The sequence below is a fragment of the Neobacillus sp. 204 genome, assembly GCF_046562815.1.
Taxonomy (GTDB): Bacteria; Bacillota; Bacilli; order Bacillales; family Cytobacillaceae; genus Neobacillus.
Genome location: NZ_JBJORY010000011.1, coordinates 35,958 through 54,043 on the forward strand (window position 1 = coordinate 35,958; position 18,086 = coordinate 54,043).

Annotated in this window: 18 protein-coding genes; 16 read left to right on the plus strand and 2 right to left on the minus strand. The window is 37.5% G+C overall.

The features are described 5' to 3' along the window. Nucleotides 1–222: 222 nt before the first annotated feature. From ACJ004_RS21150 to ACJ004_RS21160, 3 genes are read left to right on the plus strand one after another with little or no spacing between them, the layout of a single operon-like run. A complete protein-coding gene (locus ACJ004_RS21150) occupies nt 223–357 on the plus strand; it encodes a hypothetical protein (protein ID WP_410895117.1) in 135 nt (44 codons plus the stop codon). Between the two features lie 33 nt (nt 358–390). After that, nucleotides 391–543 carry a hypothetical protein gene (locus tag ACJ004_RS21155; protein WP_410895118.1) on the plus strand — a complete coding sequence of 51 codons (153 nt, stop codon included), beginning with the start codon at nt 391–393 and terminating at the stop codon, nt 541–543. A gap of 45 nt (nt 544–588) precedes the next feature. Further along, complete coding sequence (locus ACJ004_RS21160; RefSeq protein ID WP_410895119.1) at nt 589–1,062, plus strand: redoxin domain-containing protein; 474 nt, start codon at nt 589–591, stop codon at nt 1,060–1,062. 60 nt (nt 1,063–1,122) lie between these two features. Here ACJ004_RS21160 and ACJ004_RS21165 read toward each other — a convergent pair whose 3' ends face one another. Further along, nucleotides 1,123–1,713 (minus strand): guanylate kinase, encoded by a 591-nt coding sequence (locus ACJ004_RS21165; protein ID WP_410895120.1) that lies wholly within the window; start codon nt 1,711–1,713, stop codon nt 1,123–1,125. A gap of 411 nt (nt 1,714–2,124) precedes the next feature. On the opposite strand from ACJ004_RS21165, the gene ACJ004_RS21170 reads away from it, so the two are divergent. The 7 genes from ACJ004_RS21170 to ehuA all read left to right on the plus strand — a co-directional run bounded on the left by ACJ004_RS21170 (nt 2,125) and on the right by ehuA (nt 9,338). Continuing rightward, nucleotides 2,125–2,472, plus strand: coding sequence for a lmo0954 family membrane protein (locus ACJ004_RS21170; RefSeq protein ID WP_410895121.1), 348 nt, complete (start codon nt 2,125–2,127; stop codon nt 2,470–2,472). A 20-nt stretch (nt 2,473–2,492) separates the two neighbouring features. Further along, nucleotides 2,493–3,152, plus strand: a complete 660-nt coding sequence (locus tag ACJ004_RS21175) for a PspA/IM30 family protein (RefSeq protein ID WP_410895122.1) — start codon at nt 2,493–2,495, stop codon at nt 3,150–3,152. Between the two features lie 618 nt (nt 3,153–3,770). After that, nucleotides 3,771–4,940, plus strand: coding sequence for a DUF3800 domain-containing protein (locus ACJ004_RS21180; protein ID WP_410895123.1), 1,170 nt, complete (start codon nt 3,771–3,773; stop codon nt 4,938–4,940). Between the two features lie 338 nt (nt 4,941–5,278). Further along, on the plus strand, nt 5,279–6,967 hold the full coding sequence (locus ACJ004_RS21185) for a PucR family transcriptional regulator (protein ID WP_410895124.1): 1,689 nt from the start codon (nt 5,279–5,281) through the stop codon (nt 6,965–6,967). A gap of 190 nt (nt 6,968–7,157) precedes the next feature. Beyond that, nucleotides 7,158–7,817: an ectoine/hydroxyectoine ABC transporter permease subunit EhuC gene (gene ehuC / locus ACJ004_RS21190; RefSeq protein WP_410895125.1), complete on the plus strand. Its 660-nt coding sequence runs from the start codon at nt 7,158–7,160 to the stop codon at nt 7,815–7,817. 1 nt (nt 7,818) lies between these two features. After that, nucleotides 7,819–8,523, plus strand: a complete 705-nt coding sequence (gene ehuD, locus ACJ004_RS21195; protein WP_410895126.1) for an ectoine/hydroxyectoine ABC transporter permease subunit EhuD — start codon at nt 7,819–7,821, stop codon at nt 8,521–8,523. After that, the gene (ehuA, locus tag ACJ004_RS21200) at nt 8,523–9,338 is read left to right on the plus strand and encodes an ectoine/hydroxyectoine ABC transporter ATP-binding protein EhuA (protein ID WP_410895127.1); all 816 of its coding nucleotides are present in this window, start codon (nt 8,523–8,525) and stop codon (nt 9,336–9,338) included. Before ehuD ends, ehuA begins: the two co-directional genes overlap by 1 nt. A 98-nt stretch (nt 9,339–9,436) precedes the next feature. On the opposite strand, the gene ehuB is transcribed toward ehuA, so the two are convergent. Further along, nucleotides 9,437–10,321, minus strand: a complete 885-nt coding sequence (ehuB, locus tag ACJ004_RS21205) for an ectoine/hydroxyectoine ABC transporter substrate-binding protein EhuB (protein ID WP_410895128.1) — start codon at nt 10,319–10,321, stop codon at nt 9,437–9,439. Between the two features lie 257 nt (nt 10,322–10,578). Here ehuB and ACJ004_RS21210 point away from each other — a divergent pair, with 257 nt between their 5' ends. From ACJ004_RS21210 to eutB, 6 genes are all read left to right on the plus strand, one after another. Beyond that, entirely contained in the window at nt 10,579–12,267 is a 1,689-nt protein-coding gene (locus tag ACJ004_RS21210) for a PucR family transcriptional regulator (RefSeq protein ID WP_410895129.1), read from the plus strand. 211 nt (nt 12,268–12,478) lie between these two features. Then, nucleotides 12,479–13,705, plus strand: a complete 1,227-nt coding sequence (locus tag ACJ004_RS21215; protein ID WP_410895130.1) for an NAD(P)/FAD-dependent oxidoreductase — start codon at nt 12,479–12,481, stop codon at nt 13,703–13,705. A 36-nt stretch (nt 13,706–13,741) separates the two neighbouring features. After that, complete coding sequence (locus ACJ004_RS21220; RefSeq protein WP_410895131.1) at nt 13,742–14,512, plus strand: electron transfer flavoprotein subunit beta/FixA family protein; 771 nt, start codon at nt 13,742–13,744, stop codon at nt 14,510–14,512. Nucleotides 14,513–14,526: 14 nt separating this feature from the next. Next, nucleotides 14,527–15,507 carry an electron transfer flavoprotein subunit alpha/FixB family protein gene (locus tag ACJ004_RS21225; protein ID WP_410895132.1) on the plus strand — a complete coding sequence of 327 codons (981 nt, stop codon included), beginning with the start codon at nt 14,527–14,529 and terminating at the stop codon, nt 15,505–15,507. A 124-nt stretch (nt 15,508–15,631) separates the two neighbouring features. After that, on the plus strand, nt 15,632–16,795 hold the full coding sequence (locus tag ACJ004_RS21230) for a M20 metallopeptidase family protein (protein ID WP_410895133.1): 1,164 nt from the start codon (nt 15,632–15,634) through the stop codon (nt 16,793–16,795). A 166-nt stretch (nt 16,796–16,961) separates the two neighbouring features. Next, on the plus strand, nt 16,962–17,981 hold the full coding sequence (gene eutB / locus ACJ004_RS21235; protein WP_410895134.1) for a hydroxyectoine utilization dehydratase EutB: 1,020 nt from the start codon (nt 16,962–16,964) through the stop codon (nt 17,979–17,981). The last annotated feature ends 105 nt before the right edge of the window (nt 17,982–18,086 follow it).

Here is an 18,086-nt window from a genome sequence, read left to right on the forward strand (position 1 = left end):
TCCATGGCGATGGCCGTGGAGGTTTTTTATTATTTAGTCATGCGGCTTCACGACGTGCCGAAATCGTGCCGATTTCATGCCGAATTGAGTTTAGTTTACATTTAATTCCATTCGAACAAATGGCTTTATATCAAGGTTTAGAAGACTTTTTTTATAAATTATTTCGAACCGTTTTAAACACTATTAATTAGGTTCATAATAAAACAAAAAGGAGGGAGAATCATGGACCAAAAATACAATACCGGCGTTGATGCTAGTATTGAATTAAAGAAGGCGTTAAACAAAAGTAAACCCAGAAGCAACCCGAATATGAGTGAAGCCGAACAAAAGTTGAAATTTCCAAATCAGAAAAGTTAATAAGATACTTGTGCATAAATAGGAGGTGACTCAATGCCAAAGAATAATCCGATTGAATATACTGGGAAAGTTCTAGACCAAAGAAATGATCTTACGGGTCCCGATGAAGGAAAGGCTTCCTACCCAGAACGGCCACAGCATGCTCCAATTCAGAAGTCATCTAGCAAAAATGTGAATAATTCCTAGGATCGCTTGGAATTTCTTAATTGGATCAGTAAGGAGGGATAAGTTTTGGAATCATCTTTACAGATTGGTGAAATAGCCCCGAACTTTTCATTATCGGCAACAACAAAGGAAAAGATTTCCTTGTCTGATTATCGCGGGAAGAAAAACATAGTCGTTGCCTTTTATGGAATGGACTTTACACCCGGCTGAATTAAGGAAATTTCCTCTTGGAAAGAGGATTACAAACGATTCGAGCAATTAAATGCAGAAGTACTTGGGATTAGTGTGGACCATATCCACTCCCACAGAGTCTTTGCCGCGAGTATGGGAACCCTGCCATACCCCTTATTATCAGATTGGTTTAAACAAACGGTAAAAAGTTATTATGTCTTCAACGAAAAAGGCGGAACAGCGATTCGATCAGTCTTTGTGGTGGATAAAGCTGGCGTGATAACCTACATAAACACCTCATTTAAAGCGGACAAGAAAGAAGATTATGAAGCAGTCTTTAGTGAACTTGAAAAATTATCAAACAAGTAATCAGCCATAAAAATAAAGGTGTCAGGCACCAAAAGGGTGCCTGACACCTTTATTTCTATTTTAATAATCGGTTACTATGAATCCTCTTTCAAGAAAATCTTCAATTACTTCACTGATTTGAAAGGAAACTTGGGGCGAATCATAATTTTCAAAGACATGTTCACAGATGTTTTTATAATTCATGGTTTCATCATAATGAGCCATATGACGGGCAATGTCTTGATCATTATCTTTTCGTGCTTTTTGTCGCTCTATGACTGTATCGCGGTCGGCGAATATGAAAAAGCGCATAACACGTTCACCATACATCTTCTTTAATTTTTCAGTTCCCTCAGGATTTAACGTTAGATAAACGAGGGTATGGGATTCAAATGCCTTTACAATATCCTCTTCTCGAATGCCATAGTGTATTCCATCGATTTCGACGCATTCAAGAAACTCCTGCTTCTCTTTCATCTTATTGAATGTTTCCTCGTTAATAAAATGGTAGTCTTCCCCATTTTTTTCGTAATGACGAGGAGAACGTGTTGTGTAGGAGATGACTGTTTCCATATCAAACGCAGTTGCAACCATTTTGGCAATCGTTTTTCTTCCTGAACCATCTGGGCCGGTGTAAATGAAAAGTTTTTCTTTATTCTTGATTTTATACATAGATAACCTCCTGAAATGGATTATATAAAAAAGAATCTACCTGAAGGTAAATACTTTTTAGTATTTCACCAAAATATGGACGAATTGGGTTATTTTAATTATAACAGATAGATCTCGAATGAAAAGTTTGACTTTTCTGTTTTTTGAAAGACAATCCTATAGTACTAAATCTTTACAAAAATCAACCAAACCTCACACTCACTTGCATCTTCAAAACAGAGTGTGGGCTTTTTTCCTCCATAAGTTTTTTCTATTGCATCAGTCTGATAGCAACTACGTCTTAGGTCTTAGTGGAAAATCAAGCTAAAGAGCAATTATGAAAGAGGTTGAAAAAAGGTAAGATGAAATCAAGATAACGATATGAAAAAACGCAGGTCAATTTAGATGAATAAAACAAAGGAGGATCATAACATGAAAAAATTTGGGTTACTTTTAGTAGGCGGCATTGCAGCATTTATTTTACTAAAAACGATCGGTCCGATGATCGGTTTACTGGTAAGCCTAGCTATTCTTTACTTTATTTATAAACAGTTTTTGAAGGCTGAATCAATTGGTTGGAAAATTGGGTTAATTATCATTGGCTTAATTGTCCTTTCAGCAACAATCCACCATATCCCGGCTCTGATCGGAGTAGGCGCGGCTTATGTATTGCTTCTGGTATATAAACAGTGGAATAAAAACAAAAAGCCACCCGTTAACAAGGAATCAGACCCATTTGAGAATTTTGATAAACAGTGGAATGATTTAAAAAAATATTAATTACAAAGGGGAAAATGAACATGGCAAACTTATTAACTAAAATTAAAGATCTCATTATTGCTGATTTGAATGAAACACGTCAACACAAGGAAACACATAATCCAATCGATTTACTTAATCAATATCTTCGTCAGTGTGAGCAGGAGACCGAAAAAGTTAGCAAGCTTTTCGAACGTCAGGCTAGTTTGAGGGATGAATTTACACGAGAATTTCTTCAGGCAACAGAACGGGCAGAAAAAAGAAAGTACCAAGCAGAGATTGCTTTAAAAGCAGGGGAAACAGAACTCTATCAATTTGCATCGGCAGAGCATCAGCAATATTCAGAGCGTGCCGAGCGTCTAAATTCATCTCTTGGCCAAGTAACTGAACAGTTAAGTGAATTAGAAAAAAAGCATGAAGAAATGAAGCATAAGTTAAAGGATATGCATCTTCGCCGAATGGAGTTAATGGGGCGGGAAAATGTAACACGTGCTAATCTAAAAATAAATCAGGTTTCAGAATCTACTTCTTACACAGATCCATTTTCATCAAAGTTTAAGGACATCGAAAACTATTTGGAACGTTTAGAACAAAAGGTAAACCATTCCTTTTTCCACAGTACGATTGATGCGCGGATGGAGCAGTTAGAAAAAGAGATGGGTAATCAAGACGTACAATCTGTAAAGCTAACAAAAGAATAAAGATAAAAAGGGCAGTGATTTGAGAATCACTGCCTTTTTGTTTGAACCCAAGTCAATAACTAGAAAATGGAATGAATCATGAAAATCTACGTATATGTAGTATTAATCACGGAGACTCCAACTATTAGAAAGAGGGGAATGTAGTTTGTGGCAAAATCCCAATAATTTAAATGGTCCCTTTAATATTTATAGTTATTTTATAGGTTCGAATCCATTGACCTCGGTAAATCCAACCCCCGTTTTTCCACAATCGTTTATAATGCCCAGGTCGGAGAAGGGAGTTTCGTCGCCACGGGAGCCGTTGTTACCGGTGGAGTCACCCTTAAGCCCGGAAGCTTTGTTCCACCCGAAGCTCACATTGATACACAGAAAAAGGCGGATTCCTTATCGCAAGTCCCTAAAAATGAGGTAGAGTTTGCGCGCGAAGTACAGCGGGTGAATCAAGAATTTCCTTCTTCCTACTCGTTTCTTTTTGGCAAAGATCGTTGTCCATGCGGTTTCTCTTTTTAAGCCTGTATTCCTGAATTATATGAGGAAAAAATTAACTTTTTAAAGGTTTTCTATCATATTTTGTTGAAATAAGTATACAGGTAAGAATTTTTGGGTGAGGTGGGGTAAATGAACGATATTCAATTTGCGTTTGTCGATGAGTCTGGTGATTATAGTTTTGATTTTGAAAATAATAATATCTCAACCCACTTTATAATCGTTGCTATTCTAGCAAAAGAGTCTAAGAAAGAATGGTTAGAACAGGAAGTTGAGAAGGTTAGACAAAAATACTTTCAAACAGAAGAAATGCAATCTGACAAAATCGACGATTCTCATCTAAGAATTCAACTATTAAATGAACTGAAGGATTTACCGTTTAATATATATGCGTATGTTGTTGATAAACGAAAAATTAGAGAAGATAGCGGTATCACGTTTGAAAAGACGTTTATTAAATACATGAATCGATTGATATTTGATGACTTAAATCGAACCTTTCAACAACTCGATCTTGTTTTAGTTGAACAGGAATCGAAAGAATTCATGACAGAATTTAAAACCTATATAACCGAAAAGAGTATCCCCGATTTATTTAATTACACCACCTTTGGATTTAATAACAGTACATCAGAGATCCTTCTTCAATTGGCTAATCTCATCGCTGGGACGATTGCCAAAGGGTATGACCAAACCCAGTACTCGGAACATTATCTACTTTTTAATAAAATCATTAAAAAGAAAATCATCGCGATTAATTTATGGCCACAAAACTACAAAAACTATTTACATGATTACATATCAAGAAATCAGGACTCCATGTTTGATGAGGTTATATTTAAACAATCGGTGAATTTAACCATTCAATATCTTGAGAAAAATAAAAAGTCTGAAGACCTGGATGAAAAGATCAGGATTGATTTCCTCAAGTTTCTGTTATTTAACGTCAGAGAAAATCCCAATGAATATGTCTTTACGCAAGAAATTTTAGATAATCTTAATGCAATTAGAGTGAACAAAATAAATCAACATTACTTTAGATCAAATATAGTTTCTAAGCTCCGTGATAGCGGGCTGTTAATTGCCAGCAGCAATAGGGGCTATAAACTGCCGGTTTGTTTATCAGACTTATACGATTTTGTTAATTTATCAAGCCTGACGATCCACCCGATGATCCAAAGAATATCCAAGTGTCGAAATCAAATTCTATTGGCAACTAACAATGAAATCGATATTCTCGAAAACAATGAATATGAATATCTAAAAAAAATTATTGAAATGGAAAAATTAAAAGTCAATTAATCCAAGGCCAGGACCCAGAAAGTTAAATCTTGCGGGGAACTGCCTTTTTTTTGCTTTTTGTGATAAAAACGTATAATTTTATACATATCCATAAATTTTTTCCAGCACAGATTATAGGGCAATTTAAAGCTTATTCTGGAATAAACACAACTATTGGCCTAATTTACTGAAAAGTTTGGTTTTGCTAGAATGGTAATGAGGATTTTATAATTATTTTTAGCTAATCTTAAGATTATTTTACAATAGTTTTGCAGGCCGATCTACCCTTCTTAAAACGTAATCCAGATGTGGAATGAGGAATAATAACAAAAGATTGGGACATCATGAGGAGGATTTCTATGAGTTTACAAATATTCGACATTTTACAATTAGAGATTATGAAAGACGCAAAAGTGTTAGCTGGTGCAAAATTAATTAATGAAAGAGCTGTTAAATGGGTATCCGCAATCGAAATGCCGGTTGAGAACTTTGTCCGAAAGAATGAATTTGTGCTAACAACCGCTATCGGCTGCGGTCATAACATTGAAGAATTTGAAAAATTTGTTCAGGATGTCATTGATTCTGGGGCATCCGCACTAGCAGTTGCATTAGGACGACATATTTATGAAATTCCCAAAGAAGTCATCGAAATGGCAGAAAAGAATAATTTTATTATTATTGAAATTCCGTGGGAAGTACGTTTTTCGAGCGTGATAGAATCGGTAATGGTGAAGTTAAATAATGTATCCAATGAAGAAAGTAAAAGATCAGAAAAAGTTCAGCAGGAGCTTTTAAATTTAATTTTAAAAGAGGCAGATCTTGCTTGTATATCAACGTATTTACACGAGCATTTAGGTTTCCCAGTCATTATCACAGATCAAACCGGTACAATTCATGCCCAAAGTCAGGAGATTCCTAATTTATTGGAAAACTGGAAGGGGTATGTTGTAAAAGGAATCATCCCTGCGATGAAATCTGTATCACCATCCCCGCATGATCCGATGATTCAAAAAATTCAAATGATTAAAATAGAAGATCATTGCATTGTACAGCTTCCGGTCATACAAGTGTCTGGAAATACACAAAATTATTTGTTTGTCGTCTTGAATTCTGATGTATTGTTGGATTGTTTTTTAACACAAAATACTGTCAATGTGTTAGAGCATGCCGTGACTACCATTGCTCTTTGGTTCTCACGGAAAAATGCTGTAGAAGAAACAAAAATAAAACTCCATGCATCTTTTATTAACGAACTTATTAATGGGGAATTTAATTCTTGGGAGCAGGCAAATTCCAGGGCTGAAATTATTGGATATAATCTTAACCTTCCATATCTTTGTATCATTGGAGCCCCAGAAAATTTAAAAGACCTTTTTAAGAAAAGGAAATTAACTGAAGAAGCCTATCAGCAATGGGCTGATAGCATGATACATTATATAAAAGAAGAAATTTTTTATGCTGCCCAAGCATTAAATAAAGAAGTGATGATTACCTACCAAGAAGAGAAATTATTAATTTTCCTTGAACATTCGCTCGATAGTAAGAATGAAAGCATCACGAACTTTTTAGATCTTGTCGATCGCCGCATGAGGAATTTACTGCCGAATGTGATTATTTCTTGGGGGATTGGTAATTACAATGAAGATATTACCGGTTTTAAAGAAAGTTATCAGAATGCAAAAATTGCCTTAAATATCGGCAGGAATAAAAAAGGGATTGGTCATCGGCTCATGTATGAAAATACTCGTATCGACCGTTTACTATTAAATCTCTTTCAAAACCCAGATATGAAAGAAATCATTATGTCTACCATTGAGCCTTTAGTAGAATACAATATACAGCGTAATCTTGACTTAATCGAAACGATTAGTACTTATAATTATTATCAAGGAAATGTCAGCCAAACAGCTAGAGCACTATTTTTGCATCGACAATCTTTACTTTACCGTTTAAGGAAGATTGAAGAATTAACAGGACTTTCACTTGTGGATCCTGATGATTTGTTTCTATTAGATTTAAGCATAAAAACTTGGAAAATGGGATGTTAATACATCAAAAAAGCCAACTATCAAAGTTGGCTTTTTTTGATGTCCATCGATTCGTTATTGTTTAAACTGGATAAATTTATTAAATAAATTCATACAAAATTGTCATTGTTCAATAGAGAGTGTTTATCTAAAATATAAATAACGCTTTAATGTTTTAAAAATTCAAATAATTTAATATTTTTGAAAGGAAGTGACCTCTATTAATATCTATGTTGAACTATTACCTTCTTTATTAAATGGAGCTAAGGTTACCGTGCAAGTCCTTGTATTGTCTATGATTTTTACTTACGTAATTGCATTTCTTGCAGGACTTGGAAAGTTATCTAAATTTAAAATGATAAGAGGAATTTGTACGTTTTACATTGAAATTTTCCGTGGAACATCACTGCTTGTCCAATTGTTCTGGATATACTTTGTACTGCCTTTCTTCGGAATAGAATTATCCGCACTAGCGGCAGGGGTTATTGCCATGTCCTTATGCTATGGGGCTTATGCCTCAGAGATTGTACGCGGGGCCATTCTTTCTATTCCCAAAGGTCAAACAGAAGCATCGATCGCCTTGAACATGACTCCTTTTCAAAGAATGAGGAATATTATTCTCCCTCAAGCAGTAAAAATCATGCTTCCTGGTTTTGGGAATATCTCAATTGAATTAGTGAAGGGAACTTCACTTGTCTCTTTAATCACTCTCGGGGATTTAACGTATCAGGCCCTAACATTACGGAATACCAATATTGGACAAACAACCGAAATCTTCACATCATTACTCATTATTTACTTTGTCATTGCCTTGCCTCTTATTATAGTAGCACGATGGTTAGAGCACAGAACTTCTGTAGGAGGTGTTTAAAATGAGTATTTGGGATTGGAATTATGCATTAGAGGTATTTCCACTTATCTTTAAAGCAATGTGGACAACATTAGCCGCCACTATTGTGGCGTACGGATTAGCTATGATACTAGGATTAGTATTAGCTGTTCTTCGCCGTTCAGCCTTTAAACCGCTTACTTGGATCGTAATAGGAGTAAGTGAATTTATCAGGGCAACACCACCTTTAGTACAAATCTTCTTTGTGTTTTATGTGTTACCATCTTTTGGTATATCTTTATCCCCTTTTGTTGCTGGAACACTTGCCTTAGGTGTTCATTACAGTACGTATTGTGCAGAAATTTATCGTTCAGGAATTAATTCTGTACCGCGAGGTCAATGGGAGGCAGCAACAGCCCTTAATTTCACTAGCAGCCAGAAATGGACGAAGGTAATCCTTCCACAAGCCATCCCGCCTATAATACCAATGTTAGGAAACTATCTAATATCAATGTTTAAAGATACCCCAATTCTTTCAGCTATAACTGTGGTTGAAATGCTGCAAACGGCAAAAATTGCAGGTTCTGGCTCATTTCGTTATTTGGAACCATTCACGATTGTCGGTTTACTTTTCTTACTATTAAGCTATCCATCTGTACTACTCATTAATAAATTAGAAGTGAAACTAAATAGAAGAACCGTAGTGAAAAAAGAAAAAAAATCTAAACATAAGGGAGTGGCGGCATAATGCTTGCAATTAAAAAACTTGAATTTGTAGAGGATTTAGCAGTTTACACAGAAACACCTCTTGTTTCATATAAAAAGGTAAGTAAGTCATTTGGTGATATTAAGGTCATTCGCGAGATAGATTTCTCTATTTCTCCAGGTGAAAAAGTGGCGATTATTGGACCAAGCGGATCAGGCAAAACTACCTTAATCAGGCTTTTAATGACTTTAGAGGAGCCTTCCTCTGGAGTTATTGAGATTAACGGTGAGCCGCTCTGGCATAAAGAAGTGAAGGGGAAACTGGTTAAAGCTGATGAGAAGCACTTACATAAAATGCGGGGACAAATTGGCATGGTTTTTCAGCAATTTAATCTTTTTCCACATATGACGGTTTTGCGTAACTGTATCGAGGCCCCGGTAAAAGTACTCGGAATGAGCCGTAAAGAGGCAGAGGATCGTTCCAAAGCAATGTTAGAGAAGGTAGGGTTAGGGAATAAATTAGATAGTTATCCTTCACAATTATCTGGTGGACAACAGCAGCGTGTCGCCATTGCGCGTGCCCTAGTGATGCGTCCAAAAGTTATGCTGTTTGATGAACCAACGTCAGCTCTTGATCCAGAACTAGTAGGTGAGGTACTTGATGTGATTCGAGAAATTGCTGCTGAGGGTGAAATGGCAATGATATTAGTAACCCATGAAATGGATTTTGCAAGGGATGTTTCCGACCGAGTGGTCTTTACGGATGGCGGAAAAATCGTTGAACAGGGACCGCCAAAAGAGGTCTTCGAAAATCCGAAAAGTGAACGTCTCCAAGCCTTTTTAAAAAGAATGAGATAGCAGTCAAAAAGATCCCCTTAGTTCCGATAAGTTATCGGGCTAAGGGGATCTTTTTATTTTATTATTGTAGTTTAGTAGAAAAATTGTTTTCTCTTACATTATGATTTACAAAGCTGTTCGGTTTGAATATCACCAGGGAGTTCGTTTTCAGAGAATCCAAAGGGACTAATAATTTTTAGTAATTCACCAGAATCCTTTAACTTTTTCAATTCACTATTAAAGGCATCACGGAATTCAGTATCTTCTAAACGGAAGGCAGAGGCTCCATATCCTTGAGTTGGCTTCCCATCAATTACGGGCTGTTTGAAATCATCTACTCTATCAATATCCTTACTTCCGGCACTATCTAACATCGCTTCCAATGAAGGTCCTGTCATTGTAATGGCATCTACTCGATCCGCAAGCAGGGCTTGTACAGCAGATGGAATATCTGGAATAATTGTGATTTGTTTGTCTGAAATTCCTGATTTCTTTAAATAATCATGTTCAATCGCTCCAGCCATGACACCGACTTTTGCGTCAGGATTTGATTTAATATCTTCGTAGCTTGTTAGGCCAAGCGGGTTATTTGCTTTTACTCCTAATGCTGCCCCAAGCGTGTATTCTGGATTGGCGAAGCTTACTTGTTCACAACGATCTGGTTTAATAAACATTCCGGCAGTTATCATATCAAATCGATTTGCTTTGAGGCCAGGAATTAATGATCCAAACTCTGTGAGGACCCCTTTTACCTCTTTAATTCCTAAATTTTTCAATACAACACGGGCTACCTCAACAGCCTCACCGGTAATCTTTCCATTACTATCTTGATAGGCGTAGGGTTTCTCATTGGCAAATCCGATCGTAACAACCCCCTTACTTTTTACTTTCTCTAAGGTTGATTGTGAAGATCCATTTGTTTCCTTTGACACTGAATTGGTTCCTTGACAAGCATTCAAAACTAGCAGCATTAATAAGCCTAGAATAGAAAATAGTTTCTTCATTTTTTTCCTCCTCTTATTTTTCAGATTTTTCCGAAACTTAATCTAAGTGTAGCTTTTCAGCTTTTTATTGACTATTGTCAAAATGTCGAAATTGTTTGCTGTTTTTTCTACATTTTGAAGAGGTAAACTATTAATTGTATTGATGTTAAATTTGTATTATTGTAAAATTTTAAAATATCGAGATAACTTTTTATTACACCTTCATCATTACATGTACCAATGTTGAAAAAAACTTTATATTGGAGGTTTTAAGACAAGTGCTGACAGTACAGGATGTTCTGGAACTAGATATTTTAAAAGGGGCTAAAGTAAGAACAGCAAAAAATAAGTTGTCTAAACAGCCAGTAGAATGGGTATCTATTATGGATATCCCTGTAGAAAATTATATTCGTAAAAATGAGTTCGTCTTAAATACAGGGGCAGGTTCAGGCAATGATATGGATGTTTTTCAGCAATTTGTTGAAAGTGTATATGAATCAGGAGCCTCAGCACTTGCGATTGCAAAGGGTAAGTATATAAAGGAAATTCCCAAAAGCGTGCTCTTGTTTGCAGAAGACAAGGAGTTTCCGATTATAGAAATCCCATGGGAAATACGCTTTGCTGAAATTTCCCATTCTATAATGAATAAGATTAATAGAGATCAAAACAAAGAAATGCAAATCGTTGAAAACATCCAACAAACACTTCTAAATATGATACTTAGTAACCAAAATCTATCAAAGATCGCGGATTTTGTTGGAGAAAAATTAGGTCAGTCGTTGATTATTGTGGATAAAGCCAATGTAATCAAAGGGAAAAGTATAAATGCGAAGGATTTAATTGAAAAATGGAATCATTATACGGCTGCCAAAGAAGTTGTATCTCGAGTCTCTCTACTGAATAGTCAGCATCCGCTTCTTACTAGAATCGAAAGAATTAATCTCTTAGAAAGCGTGATTTTACAAATCCCGATCCAGTCGACCAATCGTCTGCAAGGGTATCTAATCATTGAAATTAAAGATGAAACAAAAGTTGACTCCTTTCTCTCTATTCAAAATGTAAGTGTTCTGGAACATGCTTCTACAGTTCTTGCCATGTGGTTTCTTCGCGAAAATGCTATTGAAGAAACAAAAATGAAACTAAGAGGGGATTTTGTTTGGAGTCTTGCTAAGGGGGATTTTTCAAGTTGGGACCAAAAGATTTCACAGGCCAAATCTCTTGGCTATGTTTTGGAACTTCCCTATATTTGTCTAATTGGAACTCCAGAAAATCTACAAGAACTCTTCCAAAGAAATAATTCAGATACATCCTACGAACGATGGAAGGAAAGCATGCTTCACTATATTCAGGATGAAATTTTTCTTGCAGCTAATCTTTCAAAACAAAAGGTAATGACAACTGATCATAGAAATGACATTATCATCTTCGTAGAGACCTCATTAACAAGTAAATTTGATAAAGTACATAACTTTCTTGATTTATTAAATCGACGTTTAAATAAATTATTACCCGGGGTCATTTTGTCTTGGGGAATAGGCAGATGTCATGAGGGAGAGAAAAGGTTTTCTGATAGCTTTATAGATGCTCAAAAAGCGTTGCAAATCGGCAGAAAGAAAGACGGACCTGGCTGTTGTACAAATTATGAGGATACAAGAATGGAACGTGCCCTATTAAGAATCGCAAATGATAAAGAGATGAGTGAAATTGTCAATAATACGATCCACTCCCTCTTAAAGTACGACGAACAAAAAAACGCAAACTTAATTGAAACAGCGATGGTTTATAATGCAAATCAAGGGAAAACAAGTCAGACAGCAAGGGATTTACATCTACACCGGCACACTTTACTCTATCGATTGAAAAAAATCGAGTCGTTAACTAATCTTTCGTTATTCAATCCAGAAGATCGATTCCTGTTAGAATTAAGTATTAAATTATGGAAGCTGGGTGAGGCTTCCGAAGAATAGGATAGGAAGATTAATTCAAGGACAGGCATCTTTGCCTGTCCTTTTTACGTAAGAAAATAATACCTATCTTCAAAATGTCGTAATTCTATAAAAATAGTTCCAACAAAATGTCTAATGACGAGTTCTAGAACGGAGAGTTAATATGAATTCAGAAGATTTAGGATATTCCTAAAAAATCATAACCATAGTTAAGAGAGGTGTGTGGACAGTGATGAGTAATCTGCCAAAGACAGCTGATGTTGTCATAATCGGTGCGGGGTTAATGGGTTGCAGCACGGCCTATGAGCTTGCTAAGAGAAACGTAAAAAATATAGTAGTTTTGGATAAAAATGCAATTGGGTCCGGGGCAACCGGTCAATCAAGCGGTGTGCTTCGTGGACATTACAGCTATCCTATTTTAACGCGGATGGCCGTGCAAAGTTTGGAAACCTTTAAACATGCAAAAGAGATTTTAGGAAATGAAGTCGGCTACCAGCCGGTAGGGTATATGTTTGGTGTCGATCACGAAAATATTGAAACATTGAAGAAGAATGTTGAAATGCAAAAGAAAAATGGCGTGAATACAGGGATTGTCTCGAAGGAAGTAGTCAAGAAAGAAATTTGGAAACAATTGGATACGGATCAATTTGGTGCCTTTGCTTTTGAACCTGAAGGTGGGTATGGTGATCCCGTTCTAACGAACCAGGCGTTTGCCGATGCAGCGAGGGCTTTGGGAGTTACGATTAAACAGCATTGTGGTGTTAAGAGGGTATTGACAAGTGAAGATGGCAGCAGGGTTGTAGGGGTAGAGACTTTGGATGATCATATAATATTTACTCCATGTGTCATTGTAGCTGCAGGAGTAGGAGCACATCACCTGATGAAAAATGTGGGTGTGAATGTGCCAGTAAAAGGGCAGCGGGCACAGCTCATTTATGTATCTCCAGGTACTTCAATGGGTACAGTTCCTTCCTTCGGAGATTTCAAGCATGACCAGTATATTAAACCAGAAGTAAGCAGTGGTCACCTGCTGCTTGGGAATGCCGATCATGCTGATCCACAATATATCGATCCGGCTGATTACGATGCAGACCAATACCCGAAGCATGCCACGGAAGCAGCTATTGAGAAGGCGGTTATGAAATTTTTAAGCTGTTTTCCATCGCTTGAACAAGCTAAGTTGTTAGCTAGTTACTCTGCAGCCTATGAGGTAACTCCAGATGGAATTCCTTTTATTAGTCGCACTCCTATTGCTGGTGCCTACCTTTGTACTGGGTTCAGCGGACACGGATTCAAAATTACACCAAGCGTAGGTAAATTGACAGCAGATTTAGTCTTGGAAGGAAAAAGCAAGCAAGTGGGCATAGATCTTGCTCCATTCCGATTAACACGCTTTGAAGAAAATGATTTACTTTTACCCGATCATCCATATTCAACGACGGTTAACAGCCACGTGTAATATTAAATTTTCGTAAGAAAAAGGAGGTTAATGCAGATGAACATCATTGTCATCTTGAAACAAACGTTTGATACGGAAGAAAAAATTATTATCGAAAATGGGGAAGTTGTTAACGACAATGCGGAGTTAATTATCAACCCCTATGACGAATATGCGGTTGAAGAGGCTGTCAAATTAAAAGAGGTGCACGGCGGAGAGATAACCGTTATTACTGTTGGTCCATCAGAGGCTGAAAGTGCATTACGCACAGCTCTTGCCATGGGTGCAGACCATGCCGTCCTGATTGAAAATGAAGAGGAACTGCCGTTGGACGAAAATGGAATTGCAAAAATATTAGCTGCAGCTATCAAAGAAAGAGATTTTGACATCATTCTAGGAGGGAATATGTCTGTAGATAATGGGGCTAGCCAGGTAGGACCTCGTATTGCCGAGGAACTGGAAATTCCCCATGCAGCTACCATCACTAAGCTTGAGATTGAGGGCAGCTTCGTAAAAGCAGAAAGAGATGTTGAAGGTGATCTGGAATTCATTGAGTCTGCTTTGCCCATCTTAGTTACGGCTCAACAAGGATTGAATGAACCTCGTTATCCTTCCCTGCCTGGAATTATGAAGGCCAAAAAGAAACCGTTGGAACGACTGGATATTGAGGATTTAGATTTGGACGAGGATGATCTTCAGCCAAGGTCAAAAATTATAGACCACTATTTACCAAAGAAAAAACAAGCAGGACAAATTTTAAAAGGCGACATCCAAGCTCAGGTAAAAGAGTTAGTTCAATTACTGCATGCTGATGTTAAGGTTGTTTAAAGGGGGATAATGTGATGACAAAAGTACTTGTACTTGCTGAAGCCAAAAATGGGAAAATGAGAAATGTGTCGTTTGAAGTTTTAACTGTTGCAGCCAGTGTAGCTAACGGTGACGAAATTAGTGCGTGCGTATTTGGAAGTGACGCAGAAAAATATTGTAAGGAACTTGAAAAATACGGTGCACAGAAAGTATATATTTTCGATAATGAAGAGTTGAACAATTATTCCCCTGATGGCTATAAACAGGCATTGCTAAATGTTATTGATGAAGTAAAGCCGGAAGTTGTCTTAACAGGACATACATCGATCGGTAAAGACATTTTTCCTCGTGTAGCAGCACGGTTAAATGCTGCAGTCATCTCTGACTGTATCGAAGTAGAAGCAGGTGAGGAAATTGTTTTCACTAGACCGATTTACTCAGGAAAAGCGTTTCAAAAGAAAGTAGTTACAGATGGTCTGGTCATGGCGACAATTCGCCCAAACAATATCGAAGCTAAAGAGAACCAAGTTGTTAGTGAAACAATCAAATTACTAGTTGATATTAAAGATTTACGTACAGTGGTTAAAGAAGTTGTGAAAAAAGCTTCCGGTAAAGTTGATCTTTCAGAAGCGAAAGTGATTGTATCTGGTGGACGGGGCGTTAAAAGCTCTGATGGATTTAAACCATTACAAGAGCTAGCTGAGGTTCTCGGTGGAGCTGTAGGAGCATCTCGGGCTGCTTGTGATGCAGAATATTGTGATTACTCTTTGCAAATTGGTCAAACAGGGAAAGTGGTTACACCTGATTTATATATTGCATGTGGCATATCAGGTGCGATTCAGCATCTTGCAGGTATGTCCAGCTCTAAAGTGATTGTAGCGATTAACAAAGATCCAGAAGCAAATATTTTCCACATTGCTGATTATGGCATTGTCGGGGATTTGTTTGAAGTGGTGCCGTTATTAACGCAAGAATTCAAGAAAATAATTGCTGAAAAACAAGCGATAACTAATTAAATTTTGTGAGAAGAGTATATTTAGCTTTGGGGCTGCCAGTTTACTTATGGGTCAGCCCCATCATTTTTATTATCCTGATTATCTTTGTCATCGGAAATTTGAACTCAGCTGATGGGGTGAAACCATGGGAATGATTGAAACACGCCAAAGTATAGCAGAAGAAATTATCGAGTTTCGAAGGGAATTTCATAAGTATCCTGAACTTTCGTTTCATGAAAAAAGAACCTCCAAAATAGTAGCTGATTATTTGAGAAGCTGCGGTTTATACGTCCAGGAACATGTGAATGGTTTTGGTGTTACAGCCGATTTAATAGGAGGGGGAAAAGGACCGACTATTGCCTTCCGGGCTGATATGGATGCCTTGCCAATTCAAGAGGAAACGGATTTGCCTTTTGCCTCAGTTGTTCCGGGTGTAATGCATGCTTGCGGTCATGACGGGCATACCGCCATACTAATGGGGGCAGCAAAATTATTAACTCTAGAAAAAGAAAAATTAAAGGGGAATGTGCGATTTATATTTCAGCCTGCAGAAGAAGTAAATCCAGGTGGGGCGATTGGGATGATTCAAGCAGGCGTTTTAAATGGAGTCGAAGCGATCTTTGGCTTACATCTTTGGTCTGAATTGCCTTCAGGAACCTTTCAAACGTGCTGCGGACCAATGATGGCGGCAACAGACCGGTTTATGATTGAAATTGAAGGCAAGGGCGGCCATGGCGGTATGCCTCATAAAACGATAGATTCGATAGTTTTAGCATCACACCTGGTTATGGCATCCCAGCAAATTATAAGCCGCAGTATTGATCCATTAGAATCTGGAGTCATTACATTTGGGGAACTAAAATCAGGAACGGCTTTTAATATTATTGCAAACAAGGCAGTATTAGAAGGGACAACACGGAGTTTTACACCTGAAGTGAGGAATACACTGCAACAGAAACTAGAGGAATTAATAGAGGGTCTGGAAAAAATTTACGGAGCATCTATTAAACTAGATTATCAGTGTGGATATCCATCCGTTGTAAACCACGAAAAAGAAGTGAAGATTAGCTTAGAGGTTGCAAACCAACTGTTTGGATTTGATTCTACGGGAATCATGAAACCCAATATGGTGGGTGAAGATTTTGCCTATTATCTCAAAGAGGTTCCAGGCGCTTTTTGTTTTGTGGGTGCTGGAGCTCCGAACAAACCTATTTATCCACACCACCATCCGCGTTTTCGGATTGATGAAAGTGTGTTACCTAAAGCAGCCCAATGGTTTTGCCAGTTGGCTAGGAAGTATTTGGAATAGACAATAGGTTTGCTAGTGTGAAAAGTAGTCATCCTAAATAATATTGTTAAAATTGTATGAAAAGTTTCTGGACATTATAGTCAGTTTTGACAATGGAAATCTCTAATCGATGGATTTAGTATCTATAATATAAATACATAGGTTTAGGAACGAGGAGGGGAAACGTATGACTTTTACTAAACAAATAAAAGAATTCAAAGAGATGGACATCCGATCTGTTTGGGAAGCAAGAAAACGTATCAGCCCGATTATTAACAGAACACCAATCATCCAATCTTCGATTCTCTCAGAAAAAATCGGTCGAAATGTTTATTTAAAGCTGGAAAATGTTCATGAGGTTGGAGCATTCAAAGTGAGAGGGGCCGCTAATAAAATCCTAAGTTTGAATGAAGAAGAAAAAAAACGCGGGGTTGCCACGTTTTCCACAGGAAATCATGGGATGGCTGTTGCTTATATAGCCAAGAAGCTGGGAATTGATGCGGTTGTTTGTATTTCAAATCGGGTGCCCAAAGCAAAAGTAGACTCACTGAAAAGGCTTGGTGCTCAAATTGAAATCGTTGGCGACAGCCAGGACGACGCAGGAGTGCGCTGCTATGAATTAGAAAAGGAGAAGGGATTAACTGTTATCGAGCCCTTTGATGACCCTCATGTGATTGCCGGACAAGGAACGATAGGGTTGGAATTGTTGGAGGATCTTCCGCACTTAACAGATGTCATTGTTCCGCTTTCAGGTGGCGGGCTTCTCTCTGGAATTGGCTTAGCCTTAAAGTCCAACGATAAGAATATTCGTGTAACGGGTGTTTCAATGGAAAAATCTGCGGTTATGTATGAAAGCTTAAATGCTGGCAGACCTGTCGCACTTGAGGAAAGTGAGACACTCGCTGATAGTTTATTAGGTGGAATCGGTCTTGATAATCAATACACTTTCCAAATGGTCCAGCAATATATGGATGATGTCTTACTTATTCCTGAGGATGAAATTGCCCACAGTATGGCTTTTATGATGGATAAACACCGGATCATTATGGAAGGGGCAGCAGCAACTGGAATTGCGGCCGTTTTAGGGAACAAAGTCCCGCCTCAAGAAGGGGATCTGGCGGTAATAATAACTGGTCACAATGTTGATCTCTCTGTATTACATACGATCATACAAAAGTATACTTTTGAAAACAAAAGTGCTTATTAAAGGCTCTTTTCGTATAAGGGTCATTTACTAAGTTTCTAGGCAATTTTCGCAAATGTTCTTACGAAAAGATGCCACGAAGCTTATAGTTATACGGGTTGATGAACT